At 74.2% G+C, this 18,057-nt stretch carries 12 protein-coding genes; 2 read left to right on the forward strand and 10 right to left on the reverse strand.

The genetic code is table 11. The features are described 5' to 3' along the window. Nucleotides 1–26 precede the first annotated feature (26 nt). The 5 genes from ABZY44_RS18305 to ABZY44_RS18325 all read right to left on the reverse strand — a co-directional run bounded on the left by ABZY44_RS18305 (nucleotide 27) and on the right by ABZY44_RS18325 (nucleotide 3,960). Complete coding sequence (locus tag ABZY44_RS18305; protein ID WP_356654927.1) at nucleotides 27–233, reverse strand: hypothetical protein; 207 nt, start codon at nucleotides 231–233, stop codon at nucleotides 27–29. Nucleotides 234–357: 124 nt separating this feature from the next. Further along, entirely contained in the window at nucleotides 358–690 is a 333-nt protein-coding gene (locus tag ABZY44_RS18310) for a hypothetical protein (RefSeq protein WP_356654929.1), read from the reverse strand. Then, on the reverse strand, nucleotides 687–1,058 hold the full coding sequence (locus ABZY44_RS18315) for a WhiB family transcriptional regulator (protein ID WP_356654931.1): 372 nt from the start codon (nucleotides 1,056–1,058) through the stop codon (nucleotides 687–689). The genes ABZY44_RS18310 and ABZY44_RS18315 overlap by 4 nt, the downstream gene beginning before the upstream one ends. A 197-nt stretch (nucleotides 1,059–1,255) precedes the next feature. Further along, entirely contained in the window at nucleotides 1,256–1,615 is a 360-nt protein-coding gene (locus ABZY44_RS18320) for a hypothetical protein (protein WP_356654933.1), read from the reverse strand. A gap of 170 nt (nucleotides 1,616–1,785) precedes the next feature. Continuing rightward, nucleotides 1,786–3,960, reverse strand: a complete 2,175-nt coding sequence (locus ABZY44_RS18325; RefSeq protein ID WP_356654935.1) for an ATP-dependent DNA helicase UvrD2 — start codon at nucleotides 3,958–3,960, stop codon at nucleotides 1,786–1,788. Between the two features lie 156 nt (nucleotides 3,961–4,116). Between ABZY44_RS18325 and ABZY44_RS18330 the strand changes: the two genes are divergently transcribed. Then, a complete protein-coding gene (locus ABZY44_RS18330; protein WP_356654937.1) occupies nucleotides 4,117–4,377 on the forward strand; it encodes a mycoredoxin in 261 nt (86 codons plus the stop codon). A 62-nt stretch (nucleotides 4,378–4,439) separates the two neighbouring features. On the opposite strand, the gene nudC is transcribed toward ABZY44_RS18330, so the two are convergent. The 5 genes from nudC to ABZY44_RS18355 all read right to left on the reverse strand — a co-directional run bounded on the left by nudC (nucleotide 4,440) and on the right by ABZY44_RS18355 (nucleotide 14,877). After that, nucleotides 4,440–5,378 carry an NAD(+) diphosphatase gene (gene nudC, locus ABZY44_RS18335; RefSeq protein WP_356654939.1) on the reverse strand — a complete coding sequence of 313 codons (939 nt, stop codon included), beginning with the start codon at nucleotides 5,376–5,378 and terminating at the stop codon, nucleotides 4,440–4,442. Between the two features lie 114 nt (nucleotides 5,379–5,492). Then, a complete protein-coding gene (locus ABZY44_RS18340) occupies nucleotides 5,493–6,905 on the reverse strand; it encodes a dipeptidase (RefSeq protein ID WP_356654940.1) in 1,413 nt (470 codons plus the stop codon). 10 nt (nucleotides 6,906–6,915) lie between these two features. After that, nucleotides 6,916–10,617, reverse strand: a complete 3,702-nt coding sequence (locus ABZY44_RS18345) for an ATP-dependent DNA helicase (RefSeq protein WP_356654942.1) — start codon at nucleotides 10,615–10,617, stop codon at nucleotides 6,916–6,918. 45 nt (nucleotides 10,618–10,662) lie between these two features. Continuing rightward, nucleotides 10,663–14,262: a UvrD-helicase domain-containing protein gene (locus tag ABZY44_RS18350; RefSeq protein ID WP_356654944.1), complete on the reverse strand. Its 3,600-nt coding sequence runs from the start codon at nucleotides 14,260–14,262 to the stop codon at nucleotides 10,663–10,665. A 267-nt stretch (nucleotides 14,263–14,529) separates the two neighbouring features. Continuing rightward, nucleotides 14,530–14,877 carry an MGMT family protein gene (locus ABZY44_RS18355; RefSeq protein ID WP_356654979.1) on the reverse strand — a complete coding sequence of 116 codons (348 nt, stop codon included), beginning with the start codon at nucleotides 14,875–14,877 and terminating at the stop codon, nucleotides 14,530–14,532. Between the two features lie 158 nt (nucleotides 14,878–15,035). Here ABZY44_RS18355 and ABZY44_RS18360 point away from each other — a divergent pair, with 158 nt between their 5' ends. Next, nucleotides 15,036–17,915, forward strand: coding sequence for a flippase-like domain-containing protein (locus ABZY44_RS18360; RefSeq protein ID WP_356654946.1), 2,880 nt, complete (start codon nucleotides 15,036–15,038; stop codon nucleotides 17,913–17,915). Nucleotides 17,916–18,057 lie beyond the last annotated feature (142 nt).

Consider the following 18,057-nt stretch of genomic DNA (forward strand, 5'->3'; position numbering starts at 1 on the left):
CCGGAGCCGCCCGGTCCCGGCGCGGGTCACCACCAGGCGGAGTCGAGGCGGCCTTCGATGGCGCGGAGATTGGCCCGCGCGCAGTCGACGCAGAAGTACTGCCTGGTCCCGTTCTCCACGGAGCAGGTCCAGGTGGGCGGGGCGCCGGCCGGGGACTGGGCGCCGCAGCGCGCGCAGACGACGGGCGGCACCTCGGGTCCCGGCGGGGCCGGGTGGGAAGTCGGCTGGTCCACCTCCAGACGATATCCCCGCGAGGCGTGGACGGCGCTTCGCAACGCACCGGGGGGACCGGTCCGTTCGGACCGGTCCCCCGGGCGTCTGCGGCCGGAGTCGGTGCTCCGGGCCGTGTCGGTGCTCTTAGTGCATGACGGCCATGGCCAGCGCGCGGCGGGCGCGCAGCGAGACGCGCTCGGCTCGCCGCTGCATGCGGCGGGCGGCGACCACGCGCAGGGCGCGACGTTCGACGTCGACCTCACGCATACGGTCGGCCATATGGGCACGAGCCAGGGCTTCTGGGATGAGTTGCATTTCGCGGGTCCTGTTCTGACGCGAGGTGATCGCGCCGGCGGTGATGAAGTCTGCGGTGGCGGAGCCGTGCGGCTGCTCGCTGGTGGTGGCGTGCGGGGACATGAGGGCCTGCTTCAGGGGGTCACGCGTGACGGGGCGGTCGATGGTTCCGTTGGCGGTCATGCCGCGACAACCGGGTTCTTGCGCGGACGGCCACGGGGGCGCTTGCGCGCTACCACGACGCCCTGGACGAAGAGCTCGCCACCCCAGACACCCCAGGGCTCGCGGCGCTCGAGCGCACCGGCGAGGCAGGCCTCGACCAGCGGGCAGGTGCCGCAGAGGGACTTCGCGTACTCGACGTCCGCCGGGGACTCGGCGAAGAAGACCTCGGGGTCGTAGGTACGGCAGGCAACGGGTACGCCGAGGTTCTCGATGGCGTCATCGAGCGCGGTCAGCGCGGTGAGGGGAGTCAAGGTGGAGTCCTCCGGGACTGCGGGCGGGGAGAGGGTCTGGGTCTGGGATACCGACGGGGCGTGCGCTTCGAGTTGCACGGTGGTTTCTTCCTCGTCTTTGTCGTCTAGTCGTTCCGGCCGGTCGGCCGGGGGCGGCTGGGTCACCTCGTCACACCGACTGGACTTGCCAGTCCCGAGGCCCCTTCGCTCCGTCGTCCCTGTACGGGGACAAACAGAAGGGCCGCGGATCCCGGGTGGGGTTCCGCGGCCCTGAAGGCGCCGGCCTGATCATGCGATCAGGCTGGATCACTCCAGGGTTCGAGCCCGCGGAAGGCCCACTTCAGGTGGTGCTGCTGCTTCGTCTGCTTCGTCTGGCGCTTGATACCGACACTGGCGGCACCGGCTGCGGCCGCGAATCCATAGGCGCCATGCGCCTGGGCTTCTGCTGCCATTACTGCCACCGGTGCCTTGGCCGGTCGCTCATTGCGCTCGCTGACCAGCAGCGCGACGGGCGCGATGGCGGCCAGGACAGGGCTGTCGGCGCACATGGCGGACAGACCGGTACCCGTGAGCGGAAGGAGCGTGGAGGAACCGAGCGTGCAGGAAGCGGCGACCGAGCGATCGGTCATCTTGGTGGTGGTGATGAAGCTGGTCACTGATCTCGCCTCCTCTCGGCGTCTCGGGGACTTCGGCCCGGAGGCCTGGTCCCATGCGTATTCGGATAAGTACAGCACGGATCCGGGGCTTCGGAGAAGCCCACCGTTTCCGTTGCTAAGAACCTATGGGGCTTCGCTGGGCATGTGCAAACTATTTTTCCGACGAGTTTCTACGCGTCGTCAGGATCTGCCGTCCCCGGGTCCTCACCTGCGCAGATGGCCAGCACGTCGGCTCCGTACCGCTCGAGCTTGCGGCCGCCCACTCCGGAGATCATCGAGAGCGTTCCCTCCTCCGAGGGCGCGGCCTCCGCGATGGCCATCAGCGTCTTGTCGGTGAAGACGCAGTAGGCGGGCATGCCCTGCTCCTTCGCCTGGACGGCGCGCCAGTCGCGCAGCCGCTCGTAGAGCCCTTCGTCCATGTCCGACGGGCAGTCCTCGCAGCGCATCAGCTTGAGCTCGCCGGCCTCGGTCAGGGTCTTGCCGCAGACCCGGCACAGGGACGGGCCGCGGCGGCCGCGTTTGCGGGCCGCCCGTTCCCCCGCGCCGCCCACGGCGCTCCCCGGGGCCGCGGAGCCCGGCCGCAGGCCGTTCAGGAAGCGGCTGGGCCGTCGGGAGCCCCGGCCGCCCGGAGCGCGGGAGAGCGCCCAGGAGAGCGTCAGGTGGTGCCGGGCCCGGGTGACGCCGACGTAGAGCAGCCGGCGCTCCTCCTCGACCTGCTCGTCGGTCTTGGCGTAGGTGATCGGCATCATGCCGTCGGTCAGGCCGACGAGGAACACCGCGTCCCACTCCAGGCCCTTCGCCGCGTGCAGCGAGGCGAGGGTGACGCCCTGCACGGTCGGGGCGTGCTGGGCGGCCTTGCGCTCCTCCAGCTCGATCGTCAGGTCGGCCAGGGTGGCGCCCGGCCGGGCGCGGGCGAAGTCCTCGGCGAGCCGGACCAGCGCGGCCAGCGATTCCCACTGGTCACGGACGGCCCCGGAGCCGACGGGCGGCTCGGAGGTCCAGCCGGTGGAGCTGAGGACGGCCCGGACCTGGGAGCCGAGCTCGACGACGTCGTCGAGCAGCGGGTCGTTGCCGCCGGAGCGGGCGGCCCCGCGCAGCGCCATGATCGCCTTCTGCACCTCGGTGCGCTCGAAGAAGCGCTCGGCCCCGCGCAGCTGGTACGGGACTCCCGCGTCGGCGAGGGCCTGCTCGTAGACCTCGGACTGGGCGTTGATGCGGAACAGGACGGCGATCTCGCCCGCCGGGACGCCCGCCGCGATCAGGTCCCGGATCCGGCGGGCGACTCCCTCGGCCTCGGCGGGCTCGTCCGGGTACTCCGCGTAGACCGGGTCGGGGCCGGTCTCGCGCTGGGAGACCAGCTCGAGGCGGTGCTCGGCGGCGCGGCCCCTGGCCTGGTTCAGCAGGCCGTTGGCGAGGTGGACCACCTGGGGGGTGGAGCGGTAGTCGCGGACCAGCTTGACCAGGGTGGCCTGCGGGTACTTGGTGCGGAAGTTCAGCAGGTGGTCGGGGGTGGCACCGGTGAAGGAGTAGATCGTCTGGCTGGCGTCGCCGACCACGCAGAGGCTGTCGCGTTCGCCGAGCCAGAGGTCCAGGAGCCGCTGCTGGAGCGGGCTGACGTCCTGGTACTCGTCGACGACGAAGTGCTGGTACTGGCTGCGGATCTGCTCGGCGATGTCGTGGCGGTCCTGGAGGATGCCGACGGTGAGGAGCAGCACGTCCTCGAAGTCGATCATGCCGCGGTCGCGCTTGAGCTGCTCGTACGTCCCGTAGATCTGGGCGATCTCCGCCAGGTCGCGGGGGGCTTCGCGGCCGGCCTTGACGGCGGCCGCGGGATAGTCGGCGGGGACGGTCTGGGTGACCTTCGCCCACTCGATCTCGCCGGTCACGTCACGCAGCTCGCCCCGGTCCAGGCGGATGCGGCAGCGCGCGCCGGCCTCGGCCACGAACTGGATCTTGCGCTCCAGCAGCCTGGGCACGTCGCCCCCGACCGCCCTGGGCCAGAAGTACTGGAGCTGGCGCAGCGCGGCGGAGTGGAAGGTGCGCGCCTGCACCCCGCCGGCGCCCAGCTGGCGCAGTCGGCCGCGCATCTCGCCCGCGGCGCGGTTGGTGAAGGTGACGGCCAGCACGCTCGCCGGCATCAGCTGGCCGGACCGGACTCCGTAGGCGATGCGGTGGGTGATCGCCCGGGTCTTGCCCGTACCGGCGCCCGCCAGCACGCACACCGGCCCGCGCAGGGTCGTCGCCACCTCGCGCTGCTCCGGGTCCAGGCCCAGGAGCACCGCGTCGGCCGTGTCGGCCGTGTCGGCGACGGCCGTGAAGGATGAGGAGTGCGTTGCTGCTGTCACCCCGCCATGCTGCCAGGTCTCGCGGGGCGGACGGGAAACTTGTCCACAGGCTGCCCCTGTCCGTCGTACTTGTCACACCGCCCGGGCGGGAATGGCCGCGCGGTCCGTTACGTTCGAGTACTCGGACCACCGAGCCATCACGAAGGAGCGCGCAGCATGCAGGACACCGGCACCGTCACGATGTACAGCACGACCTGGTGCGGCTACTGCCGCCGGCTGAAGAGCCAGCTGGACCGCGAGGGCATCGCGTACAACGAGATCAACATCGAGCTCGACCCGGCGTCCGCGGCGTTCGTGGAGAAGGCCAACGGCGGCAACCAGACGGTTCCCACCGTCCTCGTGACGTCCGCCGCCGGCAGCGAGTCGGTCATGACGAACCCGAGCCTGGCCCAGGTGAAGCAGGCCCTCGCCGTCTGACACGCACCCGCGCGCGGAACGACCCCCGCCCCGGCGGGGGTCTTCCGCGTTCCCGGGAGTTCCTACTGCGCCGTCGGGCGCGGCAGGGGCTTGCCGTACCAGAGCTCGACCAGACGGGCCGCGATGGAGATGCCGGACGGCGGGAGGACCTCGCCCGCCTCGATCGCCTCGCGCAGATCGTCGCGCGAGAACCAGCGGGCCTCCTGGATCTCCTCCCCGTCGACCGTGATGTCGGAGGTCACGGCGCGCGCCGTGAAGCCCAGCATCAGGCTGTACGGGAACGGCCAGGGCTGGCTGGCGACGTAGTCGACCTCGCCGACCTTGATGCCCGCCTCCTCCCACACCTCGCGGATCACGGACTGCTCGATCGACTCGCCCGGCTCCACGAACCCGGCGAGGGTGGAGAAACGGCCCTCCGGCCAGTGCACCTGGCGGCCCAGCAGCGCGCGGTCCTGGTCGTCGGTGACCAGCATGATCACGGCCGGGTCGGTGCGCGGGTAGTGCTCGGCGCCGCAGCCGGGGCAGCGGCGGATGTGCCCGGCGGCCGCGACCACCGTGCGCTCGCCGCAGCGGGAGCAGAAGCGGTGCATGCGCTGCCAGTTCTCCAGCGCCACCGCGTGCACCATCAGCCCGGCGTCGCGCGCGGACAGCAGCATGCCGGCCTCGCGCAGGCCGGCCGGGCGGGCCGACTGGTCCATGCGGCCGGGCAGCGAGTCCTTCTGCAGCGCGAAGTACCGTACGCCGTCCTCGTCGGTGCCCAGGAAGTACCGGTGGGTCTCGGTGACCGGGGCCTCGAAGGCCGGGGTCATGACGATGGCGGTGGCGCCGTCGGGGGTGTCGTCGATCAGGACCTGGCCGCCGGAGACGACGAAGACGCGGGTCGTGGGGTGGCTCCAGGCGGCGGCGAGCCACGCCTCGTCGAGGCGGTGGTGGGCCGCGCGGTCGATTCCGCTGGGCGCGGCGAGCGAGATCGGGCGTTCGGGCTCGGTACGGGTGCTCACAGGTACTTCCAACTCCCCCGGTGGTGGGACACGGGCAGGCTCAGCAGGACGGGTGCGCGGTGGACGCGGCGGGCTCGGGCGGCGGCTCGGACGGTTCAGGCGGCTCAGGGCGGCTCAGGCGGCTCCGGCCGGCTTCCAGTGGGCGGCCAGGTCGGCCCAGAGGTAGGCCGTCGTCTCGACGCCCTTCAGGAGCAGGTCGAGCTCGACCTTCTCGTTCGGCGAGTGCCAGCCGTCGGAGGGCACGGAGATGCCGAGGAACAGGACGGGCGCGTCCAGCCCGTCCTGGAGGTCGGCCGCAGGCCCCGAGCCGCCCTCGCGGGTGAAGCGGACCTTCTGCCCGAAGGCCCGCCCCATGGCCCGCACGACCGACTGCAGCGCGGGGTGGTCCAGCGGGGTCAGGCACGGCCGGGTGGGGGCGCCGAAGGTGATCGCGTGCCGGATCCCGGCCGGGATCCGCTCCGCGACCCAGGTCCTGACGGCCGCCTCGACCTCGTACGGGTCCTGCCCGGAGACCAGGCGGAACGAGAGCTTCAGGTGCGCGGAGGCGGGCACGATGGTCTTGCCGCCGGGGCCCTGGTAGCCGCCGCCGATGCCGTTGACCTCGGCGGTCGGGCGGGCCCAGACCCGCTCCAGCGTGGAGTAGCCGGCCTCGCCCGAGGCCGCGTGCGACTTGGCCGTGCGCAGCCATTCGCTCTCGTCGAACGGCAGCTCGGCGATCAGCGCGCGCTCCGCGTCCGTGAGCTCGGCGATGCCGTCGTAGAAGCCGGGGATCGTGACCCGCTCGCGGTCGTCGTGCAGGGCCGCGACGAGGCGGGCGGCGACGGTCGCCGGATTCGGCACGGCCCCGCCGAAGGCGCCCGAGTGGATGTCCTGGTCGGGACCGTGCAGATCGATCTCGCAGTCGGCCACGCCGCGCATGCCCGTGCAGACGGTGGGGGTGGTCTCGGACCACATGCCGGTGTCGGAGACGATCACGACGTCGGCGGCGAGGCGCCGGGCCTCGCGCTCGACCAGCGCGCGGAAGTGCGGCGAACCGGACTCCTCCTCGCCCTCGATGATCAGCTTGAGGTGCACGGCGGGGGCGGACGCGCCGGTCGCGGCGAGGTGGGCGCGGACGCCGAGGGTGTGGAAGAACACCTGCCCCTTGTCGTCGGCGGCGCCGCGCGCGTACATCCGGCCGTCCTTGACCACCGGCTCGAACGGGTCCGTGTGCCAGCCGTCGGCGAGGGCGGCGGGCTGCACGTCGTGGTGCCCGTAGACGAGCACGGTGGGGGCGGCCGGGTCCTCGCTCGGCCATTCGGCGAAGACGGCGGGCGCGCCGTCCGTCCGCCACACCTCGGCGACCGGGAAACCGGTCTCCTTCAGCTTCGCCGCCAGCCAGTCGGCGCTGCGCCGCACGTCGTCGGCGTGCTCGGGCTGGGCCGAGACGGACGGGATGCGCAGCCACTCGGCGAGGTCGTCGAGGAAGGCCGCGCGGTGGGCGCCGATGTACGTGCGGACGACGCTGTCCGCCGGGGTGTCGCTCATGGCCACGAGCCTAACCTTCCCTTCGGCGGTCACTTCGCGTGTCCGTTTTGCCTTGGAGGATCTGCTCAAGGCGGGCGCGGTCGGGGAGGTCCCGCGGCCGGATGACGCGGCCGCTGCGGACGTGGAGGAAGGCGGCGCTGACGTCGGCGAGGGGGGTGCCGGTGGCTTCCGCCCAGGCCAGGCGGTAGACGGCGAGCTGGAGGGGGTCGGCCTCGGTGGTCCGGCCGGTCTTCCAGTCGACGATCTCGAACGTGCCGGTTTCGGGGTCGCGGTAGACGGCGTCGATCCGGCCGCGGATCACGCGGCCGGCGAGGGTCAGCTGGACCGGCGCCTCCATGCGGTACGGGGTGCGGTCGGCGTACTCGCTGCGCTCGAAGGCCGCCTTGAGGGAGTCGAGGTCGGCCTCGTCGGCGATGTCCTGGTCGGAGCCGGGTCCGGAGCCGCCGGCCGCGCCGGTGTCGAAGCCGGGGAGGTCGGCGACGGGGTCGAGGACGTCGAGGTGGGGCAGCGGGAGCTCGTCGAACCGGGACTCGACCCAGGCGTGGAACCGGGTGCCCAGGCGCGCCGCCGGCTGCGGGGGCTTGGGCATGGGGCGGGCGAGGTCGCGTACGAAGCCCTGTTCGTCGGCGGCGAGGCGGAGCAGCTGGCTCGCGGAGAGCGCGGAGGGGAGCTCGACGTCGCGGACGGCCGCCCGGGCACGGCGGAGCTCGCCCTCCAGGGCATCGAGGTCCCGGTCCCAGGAGGCGACGGCCCGCGCGTCCTCGGGGGCGAGGCCGGCCGGGGCGGGGCCGGGGCGGGTGGGGCCGTGCTCCTGCGGACCCCAGCCCTCGGCTTCCGGCCAGAGGTCTTCGGCGGGGCCGGGCACGGCGGGGCGGCGCGCGGCTGCGGCCCGGCCCCCGGGCTCGGGCGCGGACTCGGGCCATGGCCCGGACTCGGGCTGGGACTCGGGCTCGGGCTGGGACTCGGGCTCAGGCTGGGACTCGGGCTCGGGCGGGTCCGGGTGCGGCCAGTCCGGGTCCTCCGGGGGTTCCTCGTCGTACGAGGGTTCCTCGCAGTCAGGGGGCCAGAGGTGGGCGTCGGGCTCCGGGGACGGCTCCGGGGGCGCCTCCGGGGACGCGGTGCGGGCGGCCCGGGAGAGGTGGGACTCGACCAGGGCGGCCGCGTGGCGGCGCAGCGCGAGGGAGTCCGGGTCCAGCGGGAGGGGCCAGGAGTGGTCCGGGGTGGAGTCCGTCGCCAGGGCCGGGTTCTCGGCGTCCGGCGCCGGCGTGTCGGCCCAGGCCTCGATCTCGCCGTTGCCGGACGCGCAGTGGTCGTGGAGGGCCGACAGGAAGGCGGACGGGCCCCGGGGCTTCTTCTGGGTCGGGCCCCACCAGTGGCCCGACGCGAGGAGGAGGGACCGGGGGCGGGTGAAGGTGACGTACCCCAGGCGCAGTTCCTCGACCGCCTTGTGGTGCTTGAGGGCGGACTTGAAGGAGCGCAGGCCCTGCGAGGTCCATTCCGGGGCCGCCGGGAGGGTGGCCGCGTCGCCGCGCAGGGCGTACGGGAGGACCTTCGCGTACGAGGTCCAGGCCTCGGGAGCCTTCTCCTTCGGGAACGAACCCGCGCACAGGTCGGGGACGACCACCACGTCCCACTCCAGGCCCTTGGACTTGTGGGCGGTGAGGACCTTGACGGTGTTCTCCCCGCCGGGCAGCGCGTGGTCCAGGCCCTTCTCGTACTGGGCGGCCGTGCGCAGGAAGGACAGGAAGGCGAGGAGGGAGGCCTCGCCGTCCAGGGAGGCGAAGCCGGCCGCCACGTCCATGAAGCTCGACAGGGTTTCCCGGCGACGGGCCGCCAGCGCGTGCGGGGAGGCGGCCAGTTCCACATCGAGGCCGGTCGTCGACAGCACCCGGTGCAGTACGTCCATCAGCGGGTCCGCGAGCGAACGCCGCAGGTCCCGCAGTTCCTGGGCGAGGTGCGCGAAGCGGACCCGGGCGGCGGCCGAGAAGGGCAGGTCGTCCGGACCGGAGCCGGAGCCCGGGCCGGACCTGGATCCGGGGCCGGAGCCCGAGCCCGAGCCGTCCAGGAACGTCTCGAGCGCGTCGGCCAGCGAGACGACCTCCGCCGGGTCCACGCCCTCCACGGCGGCCGCGAGACGGTCCTCGTCGCCGGAACCGGCACCGGACCCGGACGGCGTGCGGGCGATCAGCGTGCGCGCCCGGCGGCCCAGCAGCGCCAGGTCCCGTCCTCCGATGCGCCAGCGCGGCCCGATGAGGAGCCGGACCAGGGAGGCGTTGGCCCCCGGGTCCTGGAGGACCTCGCAGACCGCGACGAGGTCGGCGACCTCGGGGAGGTGCAGGAGCCCGGACAGCCCGACCACCTCGACGGGGACGTCCCGCTCGACGAGGACCGCCTGGATCCGCGCGAAGTCCCCGGCCGAGCGGCACAGTACGGCGATCTCGCGCGGCTCCGTGCCCGTGCGGACCAGGTGGGCGACCGAGTCCCCGAGCCAGTCGAGCTCTTGCGCGTGGGTCTCCAGCAGTGCGCAGCGGACCGAGCCGGCCCGTTCCTCGCCCGGAGCGGGACGCAGGGCCTCGACGCCCTCGTGCATCGAGCGGAGCGGGGCGGCGAGCTCGTTGGCCAGGTCGAGGAGGCGGCCGCCGCTGCGCCGGTTCTCGCTGAGCGAGTACCGGGTGGCGGGGCTCCCGTCGGCGTACGGGAAGTGCTCGGGGAAGTCGTCGAGGTTGGCCACGGAGGCGCCGCGCCAGCCGTAGATCGCCTGGCAGGGGTCGCCGACCGCCGTCACCGCGTGCCCCGTGCCCGCGCCGAAGAGTCCGGACAGCAGCAGCCGCTGCGCGACCGAGGTGTCCTGGTACTCGTCCAGCAGCACCACCCGGAACTCCTCGCGCAGCAGCGCCCCCACCTCGGGCCGGGTGGTGGCCAGCTGCGCGGAGAGGGCTATCTGGTCGCCGAAGTCGAGGAGGTCGCGGGAGCGCTTGGCGGCGCGGTAGCGCTCGGTGAGCTCCAGCAGCTCGAGGCGGCCGCGGACGGCTTCGGGGACCTTGCGCAGGTCCTCGTTGCTCAGCTTGGCGCCGGCGAGGACGGAGAGGAGCTCCGTGTCGTACGCGCGCAGGCGCTCCGGCGGCACGAGGTGCTCGGAGAGCTCGCCGTCCAGCGCGAGCAGATCGCTGACCAGGTCGGGGACGGACTTGGTGAGGGACGGATACGGCCCGGGGGCCTCGCGCAGCACGCGTGCGGCGAGCTGGAAGCGGGTGGCGTCGGCGAGCAGCCGGGCGCTGGGCTCCAGGCCGATCCGCAGGCCGTGGTCCTTGAGGAGCTGTCCGGCGAACGCGTGGTACGTGGAGATGCGCGGCTCGCCGCCCGCCGCGCCGGCCTCGGCCGGGGAGGGGTCGGGGTCGGTGATCCCGGCCCGTGCGAGCGCCTTGCGGACGCGCTCGGCGAGTTCCCCCGCGGCCTTGTTGGTGAAGGTCAGACCGAGGACCTGCTCGGGCGCGACGGCGCCGGTGCCGACCAGCCAGACCACCCGGGCGGCCATGACGGTGGTCTTGCCGGACCCGGCGCCGGCCACGATGACCTGCGGGGCGGGCGGGGCGGTGACGCAGGCCATCTGTTCGGGCGTGAAGGGGATCCCGAGGAGCTCCTTGAGCTGCTCGGGGTCGGTCAGCACGGGAGATGCGGGCTGGACGGACGGGGCGGACGGACGCGCGGGCACGTAAAAAGGCTAGCCGCCCGCACCGACACTCCCCGCCGCGCCGGTTCACTCCACGCTCTGGCGGCCCTCCGGGCGGGCACTGCACGAGCTGCGGAAGGAGCAGTGGTCGCAGTGCTTGCCGACGGCGGGCGCGAAGCGCTCGTCGAGGACCCGGCCGGCGGCGGTGGCGAGCAGGTCGCCGACCCACTCGCCGGAGGCGCCGGCCTCCAGGGCCTGCTGCGCCTGGATCCTGGGGACGGTGTCCCCGCCGTCGCGCTGGGCGGCGCCCTGGCGCAGCTGGACGAGCTCCGCCCCGCCCGGCTCGGGGCGCAGGCCCTCGAAGACCTCGTCGACGGCGCCTTCGCGCACGGCGAGCTGGTACACGGCGAGCTGCGGGTGGCGGTCGACCTCCTTCGCCGTCGGCGCGGACTTGCCGGTCTTGAAGTCGACGACGTACGCACGCCCCTGCGGGTCCGTCTCGACCCGGTCCATGGAGCCGCGGACCCGGACGGCGTACTCGCCCGCTTCGATCGTGACGTCGAAGTCGTGCTCCGTGGCCACGGCCGCCCGTCCCCCGCGGTCGGTGTTGTGCCAGCGCAGGAAGCGTTCCAGGGCGGCGCGGGCGTTGTCCTTCTCCTGCCGGGACTTCCAGGGCGCGTCGAAGGCGAGCGCGTCCCAGACCGAGTCGAGGCGTTCCATCAGGACGGCCAGGTCGGCGGGGGTGCGCCCGGAGGCGACCTCGTCGGCGAGGACGTGCACGACGTTGCCGAAGCCCTGGGCGGCGGTGGAGGGGGCGTCGGCCTTGACCTCGCGGCCCAGGAACCACTGGAGGGAGCAGGTGTTGGCGAGCTGGTCCAGGGCGGAGCCGGACAGGGCGACGGGCCGGTCCCGGTCGCGGAGCGGGACGCTGCTGCGGGTGGGCTCGTACAGGCCCCACCAGCGCTGCGGGTGCGCGGCCGGGACCAGCGGGCGGTCCTCGTCGTCGGTGAGCACCGCGAGGCGGGCGAGCCGGCGGGCGGCGGCCTCGCGCAGGGCCTCGGAGGCCTCCGGGTCGACGGTGGTGGCGCGGAGCTCGGCGACGAGCGCGGGGACGGCGAGCGGGCGGCGGGGGCGGCCGGTGACGTCCTTGACGGGCACGCCGAGCTCGCCCAGGAAGCGGGACGGCTGGTCGCCGTCGTCCGCCGGTGCCTTGACGGCGGTGACGACGAGGCGCTCCCGGGAGCGGGTGGCGGCGACGTAGAAGAGGCGGCGTTCCTCGGCGAGGAGCGCGCCGGGGGTGAGGGGTTCGGCGAGGCCGTCGCGTCCGATCCGGTCGGCTTCGAGGAGGGAGCCGCGGCGGCGCAGGTCGGGCCAGAGCCCCTCCTGGACCCCGGCGACGACGACGAGCCCCCACTCCAGGCCCTTGGAGCGGTGCGCGGTCATGAGGCGGACGGCCTCGCGGCGGACGGCGCGGGTGGTGAGGGTGTCGCCAGCGATGTCCTCGGCCTCGAGCTGTTCGAGGAAGTTGAGCGCGCCGCGGCCGCCGGTACGTTCCTCCGCGCGGGCGGCGGTGTCGAAGAGCGCGCAGATCGCGTCGAGGTCACGGTCGGCGTTGCGGCCGGCGGGACCGCCGCGGCGGGCGCCGCGCTCGAGCCGCTGCGGCCAGGGGGTGCCGTCCCAGAGGGTCCACAGGACCTCTTCGGCGGTGCCGCCGCCGGCCAGGAGCTCGCGGGCCTTGCGCAGGAGCAGGCCGAGGCGCTGTGCGCCGCGGGCGTAGGCAGGGTCGTGCGCGACGAGCCGCTCGGGCTCCGCGAGGGCGCGGGCGAGCAGGACGTCGGACGGGGCGGGGGTCCTGATCCCGGCGGCCCGCTCCTCGTCGCGCAGCGCGCGGCCGAGGCGGCGCAGGTCGGCGGAGTCCATCCCGCCCAGCGGCGAGGCGAGCAGCACGAGCGCGGCCTCGACGCCGACCCACCCGGCGTCGTGGGCCTCCGCGGCGTCGGGAGCGGCCGCGGCGTCGGCGCTCGCGGAGTCAGCGGTCGCTGCCTCAGCCGTCGCGGCGTCAGCCTCGGCGTCAGGCGCGGTCTCGGGGGCGGGCTCGGGGGCGGGCTCCCGGGCGGGCTCCCGGGCGGGTACCCCTGCCTCGGGTGCCGGCTCGGCCGGGCCGGCCCCGGGAGCCGCGCCGGTGCCGGTTTCGGTGCCCTCCGGGCCTGCCTCGGCGGGGGGTCCCGCGGCGGAGGCGTCCGCCTCGGCGGGAAGGTCCTCGGAGGCGTCCGCCTCGGCGGGAAGGTCCTCGGAGGCGTCCGCCCTGGTGGGAAGGTCCGCGAGGGGGTCGTCCGGGCCGGCGAGGGCCAGGGTGCGCAGGGCCGTCAGGAGAGGGGCGACGGCGGGTTCGTGGCGCAGCGGGGTGTCCGTGCCGTCCGTCTCCGCCGGCACGCCCGCCGCGATCAGCGCACGGCGCATCTGCGGCAGGGTGCGGCCGCCCGCGCGGACCAGGACGGCCATGTCCTGCCACGGCACCCCGTCCTCGAGGTGGGCGCGGCGCAGGATGTCCGCGATGTTGTCGAGTTCGGCGCCGGCCGTCGGGTACGTGTACACCTCGACCCGGCCGCCCTCGCGGGTGGAGGTGAGCGCGCGGTGGGCCCGTACCGCCGCGGAGGGCAGGCGGGGCACCGGCATGCGGGAGGTCAGCTGCCGGGTGGCGGCCAGCAGCCCGGCGGAGGAGCGGCGGGAGACGGTCAGCGCGTGGACCCGCGCACCCGGGAAGGAGGTCTCGAAGTCGAGGATGTTGTTGATGTCCGCGCCGCGGAAGGCGTAGATCGACTGGTCGGGGTCGCCGAAGGCGGTCAGCCGGCCCGCGGGGCCGGCCAGCGCGCGCAGCAGGCGCAGCTGCGAGGCGTCCGTGTCCTGGTACTCGTCCACGTAGATCGCGTCGTACAGGGACGACAGGGCGGGCGTCCGTTCCGCCAGCAGCACCGCGCGGTGCAGGAGCTCGGCGTAGTCCAGGGTGCCCTGGAGGTCCAGGACGTCCAGGTACTCGGCGAGGAAGGCGGCCGCCGCCTTCCAGTCGGGCCGGCCGGTGCGGGACGCGAAGTCGGAGAGCTCGGCGGGGCCGAGCCCGAGCTCGCGCGCGCGGGCGAGGACGGCGCGGACCTCGTCCGCGAAGCCGCGCGTGGTCAGAGCGGCCCGCAGGTCGTCCGGCCAGCGGATGGACCGGATCCGCCGCTGCCCCTCCAGCAGGGTGCGGACCATGACGTCCTGCTCCGGGCCGGACAGCAGCCGCAGCGGGTCCGCGAACAGGTCGGTGTCCTGGTGGGAGCGGACCAGGCCGTAGCAGAAGGAGTGGAAGGTGGTGGCCTGCGGGGCGCGCGCCCCGCCGAGCCGCAGGGCGGTCCGGTCGCGCAGTTCCACCGCCGCCTTGCGGCTGAAGGTGAGGATCAGGATGCGTGCGGGATCGGCGCCGGCCTCGACGCGGGCCGCGACCGTCTCGACCAGCGTGGTCGTCTTCCCGGTGCCGGGTCCGGCCAGGACCAGCAGCGGTCCGCCGGTGTGCTCAACCACCGCGCGCTGCGCTGCGTCCAGCACCACGGGATCCACCCGCTGCGGCCCGGTACGCACGAGGCGGTACGCGTCCGGGGTCCGCGCACGCCGCCGCTCGGTGCGGTGGCCGTCGGAGGAAGAGGTGTTCACGTGGGGTGCCGGTCCTGGTGGGTCTGCCGTCGCAGCGGTCGCTGCCGTGATGGGGCCCGCAGCCGAAGCCAGAGCCGAAGGGGCAACGCTACGGCAACCCGTGCGGCTCGCGCAGTCTCCTCCGCGGCCGCCGTGGACGGCTCCGGGCCCGCCCCGGGTCGCCGGCCGGGGCCCGCGTCCCGGCTGCCATCCGGGCCCACGCGTCCCCCGTACGGGGCTTCGTACGCTCCTTCGACCGCCCGTCCGGGCCGCGCATGGCCGAAGCTGTCACATGTGACCTTCGTCCTGTCCGGCGTCCCCGTCCCAGCGCGCCCGCCGCATGTCCAGGCGCGGCTCGCCGTCGCCGGTCAGGCGCAGCGGGGTGGCCTCGGCGCGGTAGTTCTCGAGCGCACGCCGCTCGCTTCCGGGCAGGGGACGCCCGTCCGCCCGCACCACGCGCCACCAGGGCACGGCTCCGCCGTACAGCGCCATGACGCGGCCCACTTGGCGGGGTCCGCCCTCGCCGAGCCACTCCGCGACGTCCCCGTACGTCATCACCCGGCCGGGCGGAATCCGCTCGGCCGCTTCCAGCACCCGCTCCGCGTAGGCGGGCAGCTCTTCGCTCATCCGGCCCATGGTGCCGCACTCGAGCGGCACGGCCGCGGAAGGTCGTGTTCCGGACCGGCTCGCACCCTGCTGCCCCGGGCGGCGGCCGGTCCGTGCCACCATCTTCCGGGCGGTGACGCGTGATAGGTGATCAAGAAGAGATGGAAGTGACGGAAAAGGAGCAGGGTGTGAGCCCTCCGAACGGCGCGGCAGCGGACGAGGGTGCGCGCCCGGACGACGGCCCCGCACCAGGTCCTGCCCACGACCCCGACCCCGCGCCCGGCCCGGACCACGACCCGGCCGACGGCGCGGTCCACGAGCCGGCGCCCCGTCGCGCCCCCGGCCCCTTCCCCTCGCCCTCCAAGGTCTCCCCCTCCGATGCCGGGACCTCCGGCGGCACCGGCACGGGCACCGGACCAGTCCCAGGCACCGGCACCGGCACCGGTTGCGAGGACGCCGAGGCCCCGCACGGGCACACCCCGACGGCCGCCGACCAGGTCGAGGTCGACGAGCCGCTGCTGGCCGCCCGCGTCCACCGCCCCTCCGACCTCGTACGCCTCCTCGTCGGCGTCCTCGGCATCGCCGTCCTCCTCGCCGTCGCCGCCTTCGCCCACCAGACCACCGCCGGCCTGGAGCAGGACATCAGCAACGGCACCGGACAGGCGCCGGACGTGCTGATCAAGGTCGCCGGTCTGGTGTCGAGCATCGCCGTGCTCCTCGTACCGGTCGCCTTCGCCATCGAGCGGCTGATCAAACGCGACGGGCTGCGCATCGCCGACGGCGTGCTCGCCGCCGTCCTCGCGCACGGCGTCACCCTCGCCACCGACCTCTGGGTCTCGCAGGGGGCCTCCGAGACCATCCAGGACGCCCTCACCCGCCCCACCGGGGTCGGCGGGACCCTCACCGACCCGGTGCACGGCTACCTCGCGCCCGTGATCGCGTACATGACCGCCGTCGGGATGACCCGGCGGCCGCGCTGGCGGGTCGCGCTGTGGGTGGTCCTGCTGCTGGACGCCTTCGCGATGCTGGTCAGCGGCTACACCACGCCCTTCTCGATCATCCTGACCGTGCTGATCGGCTGGAGCGTCGCCTACGGAACCCTGTACTCGGTCGGCTCGCCGAACGTGCGGCCCACCGGACAGAACCTCCTCGCCGGACTGCGGCGGGTCGGCTTCCAGCCGGTCAGCGCCATGCGCGCCGAGGCCCCGGAGGGTCCCGACAGCACCGAGGTCAGCGACCGCGGCCGGCGCTACCACGTCACGCTGGAGGACGGCCCGGCGCTCGACGTCACCGTCGTGGACCGGGAGCAGCAGGCCCACGGCTTCTACTACCGGGTCTGGCGCCGCCTCACGCTGCGCGGCATCACCACCCGGCGCAGCCTCCAGTCGCTGCGCCAGGCCCTGGAGCAGGAGGCGCTCCTGGCCTACGCGGCCATCGCCGCCGGAGCCAACGCGCCCAGGCTGATCGCCACCTCCGAGCTCGGACCGGACGCCGTGATGCTCGTGTACGAGCACCTGGGGGGCCGGAGCCTGGACTCGCTGGCCGACGAGGAGATCACCGACGCCCTGAGCCGCAACGCGTGGCAGCAGGTGCGGGCCCTGCAGTCCCGGCGCATCGCGCACCGGAGGCTGACCGGCGACGCGCTCGTGGTGGATCGTTCCGGCACGATCACCCTGACCGATCTGCGCGGCGGCGAGATCGCGGCCGGGGACCTGGTCCTGCGGATGGACATCGCGCAGCTGCTGACCACGCTGGGCCTGCGGGTCGGCGCCGAGCGGTCGGTCGCCTCCGCGGTGTCGGTGCTCGGGCCGGACGCGGTGGCGGACTGCCTGCCGCTGCTCCAGCCGATCGCCCTGAGCCGCTCCACGCGGTCGACGCTGCGCAGGCTCGCGCGGGAGCGCGCGGACCGGCAGCGCGAGGCCGTACTGGAGTCCTCGCGAGCGGCGAAGGCGGCGCGCGAGGCGGATTCCGCGACGGCCGCGGGCTCGGTCGCCGCCTCGGCGGCGGCGGACAAGAAGGCGGAGAAGCGGGCGCTGGACGACGCCCTGGACGGGGCGCGCGAGGAGGACCTGCTGAGCCAGATCCGCCAGCAGGTGCTGCTGATCCGTCCGCAGGCGCCGGTGGAGCCGGCCCGGCTGGAGCGGATCCGGCCGCGGACGCTGGTCTCGTTCATCGCCGGCGCCTTCGGCGCGTACTTCCTGCTCACGCAGCTGGCGCACGTGGACTTCGGGACCATCGTGGGCGAGGCGCAGTGGGGCTGGGTCGGCGCGGCCCTCGCCTTCTCGGCGCTGACGTACTTCGCGGCGGCGATGAGCCTGCTGGGCTTCGTGCCGGAGCGGGTGTCGTTCCTGCGCACCGTGCTCGCGCAGGTGGCGGGGTCGTTCGTGAAGCTGGTCGCGCCCGCGGCGGTGGGCGGTGTCGCCCTGAACACCCGGTTCCTGCAGCGGGCCGGGGTCCGGCCGGGGCTCGCGGTGGCGAGCGTGGGCGCGTCCCAGCTGTTCGGGCTGGCCAGCCACGTCCTGCTGCTGCTGTCCTTCGGCTACCTGACGGGGACGGAGAAGACCCCGGAGATGACCCCGTCCCGGACGGTCATCGCGGGTCTGCTGACGGTGGCGGTACTGGTGCTGGTCGTGACGGCGGTGCCGTTCATGCGGAAGTTCGTGGTGACGCGGGTCCGGGCGCTGTTCGCCGGCGTCGTACCGCGCATGCTGGACGTGCTGCAGCGGCCGCAGAAGCTCGTCACCGGCATCGGCGGCATGCTGCTGCTGACCGGCTGCTTCGTGATGTGCCTGGACGCGTCGATCCGGGCGTTCGGGGGCGGCCAGGACATCAGCTACGCGAGCATCGCGGTGGTCTTCCTCGCGGGCAACGCGCTGGGGTCGGCCGCACCGACGCCGGGCGGCATGGGCGCGGTGGAGACGACCTTGACCCTGGGCCTGATCGCGGCGGGGCTGGACAAGGAGGTCGCGATCTCGGCGGTGCTCCTGTTCCGGCTCATGACCTTCTGGATCCCGGTGCTGCCGGGCTGGATCTCGTTCAACTTCCTGACCCGCAAAGAGGCCATCTGACGAGGACCCGGGGGTCGCAGGCCGGCAGGAGCGCGGCCGGCGGCCGGGCCGGGGCCGCGAGCATCGCCCGGGCCGCGTGCCGTATCAGCAGGACCTCCGGGTTCTGGCCGAAAGCACGAGGCGCTGACGCAACAGCTCCCCT

This window comes from Streptomyces sp. NPDC006544, from assembly GCF_040611715.1.
Taxonomy (GTDB): Bacteria; Actinomycetota; Actinomycetes; order Streptomycetales; family Streptomycetaceae; genus Streptomyces.

Excerpts from the sequence above, each read along its gene's own strand:
- ABZY44_RS18330 (WP_356654937.1), top strand. The coding sequence starts at position 4,117 with ATGCAGGACACCGGCACCGTCACGATGTACAGCACGACCTGGTGCGGC.
- ABZY44_RS18340 (WP_356654940.1), bottom strand. The coding sequence starts at position 6,905 with ATGAGCGACACCCCGGCGGACAGCGTCGTCCGCACGTACATCGGCGCC.
- ABZY44_RS18355 (WP_356654979.1), bottom strand. The coding sequence starts at position 14,877 with ATGGGCCGGATGAGCGAAGAGCTGCCCGCCTACGCGGAGCGGGTGCTG.
- ABZY44_RS18310 (WP_356654929.1), bottom strand. The coding sequence starts at position 690 with ATGACCGCCAACGGAACCATCGACCGCCCCGTCACGCGTGACCCCCTG.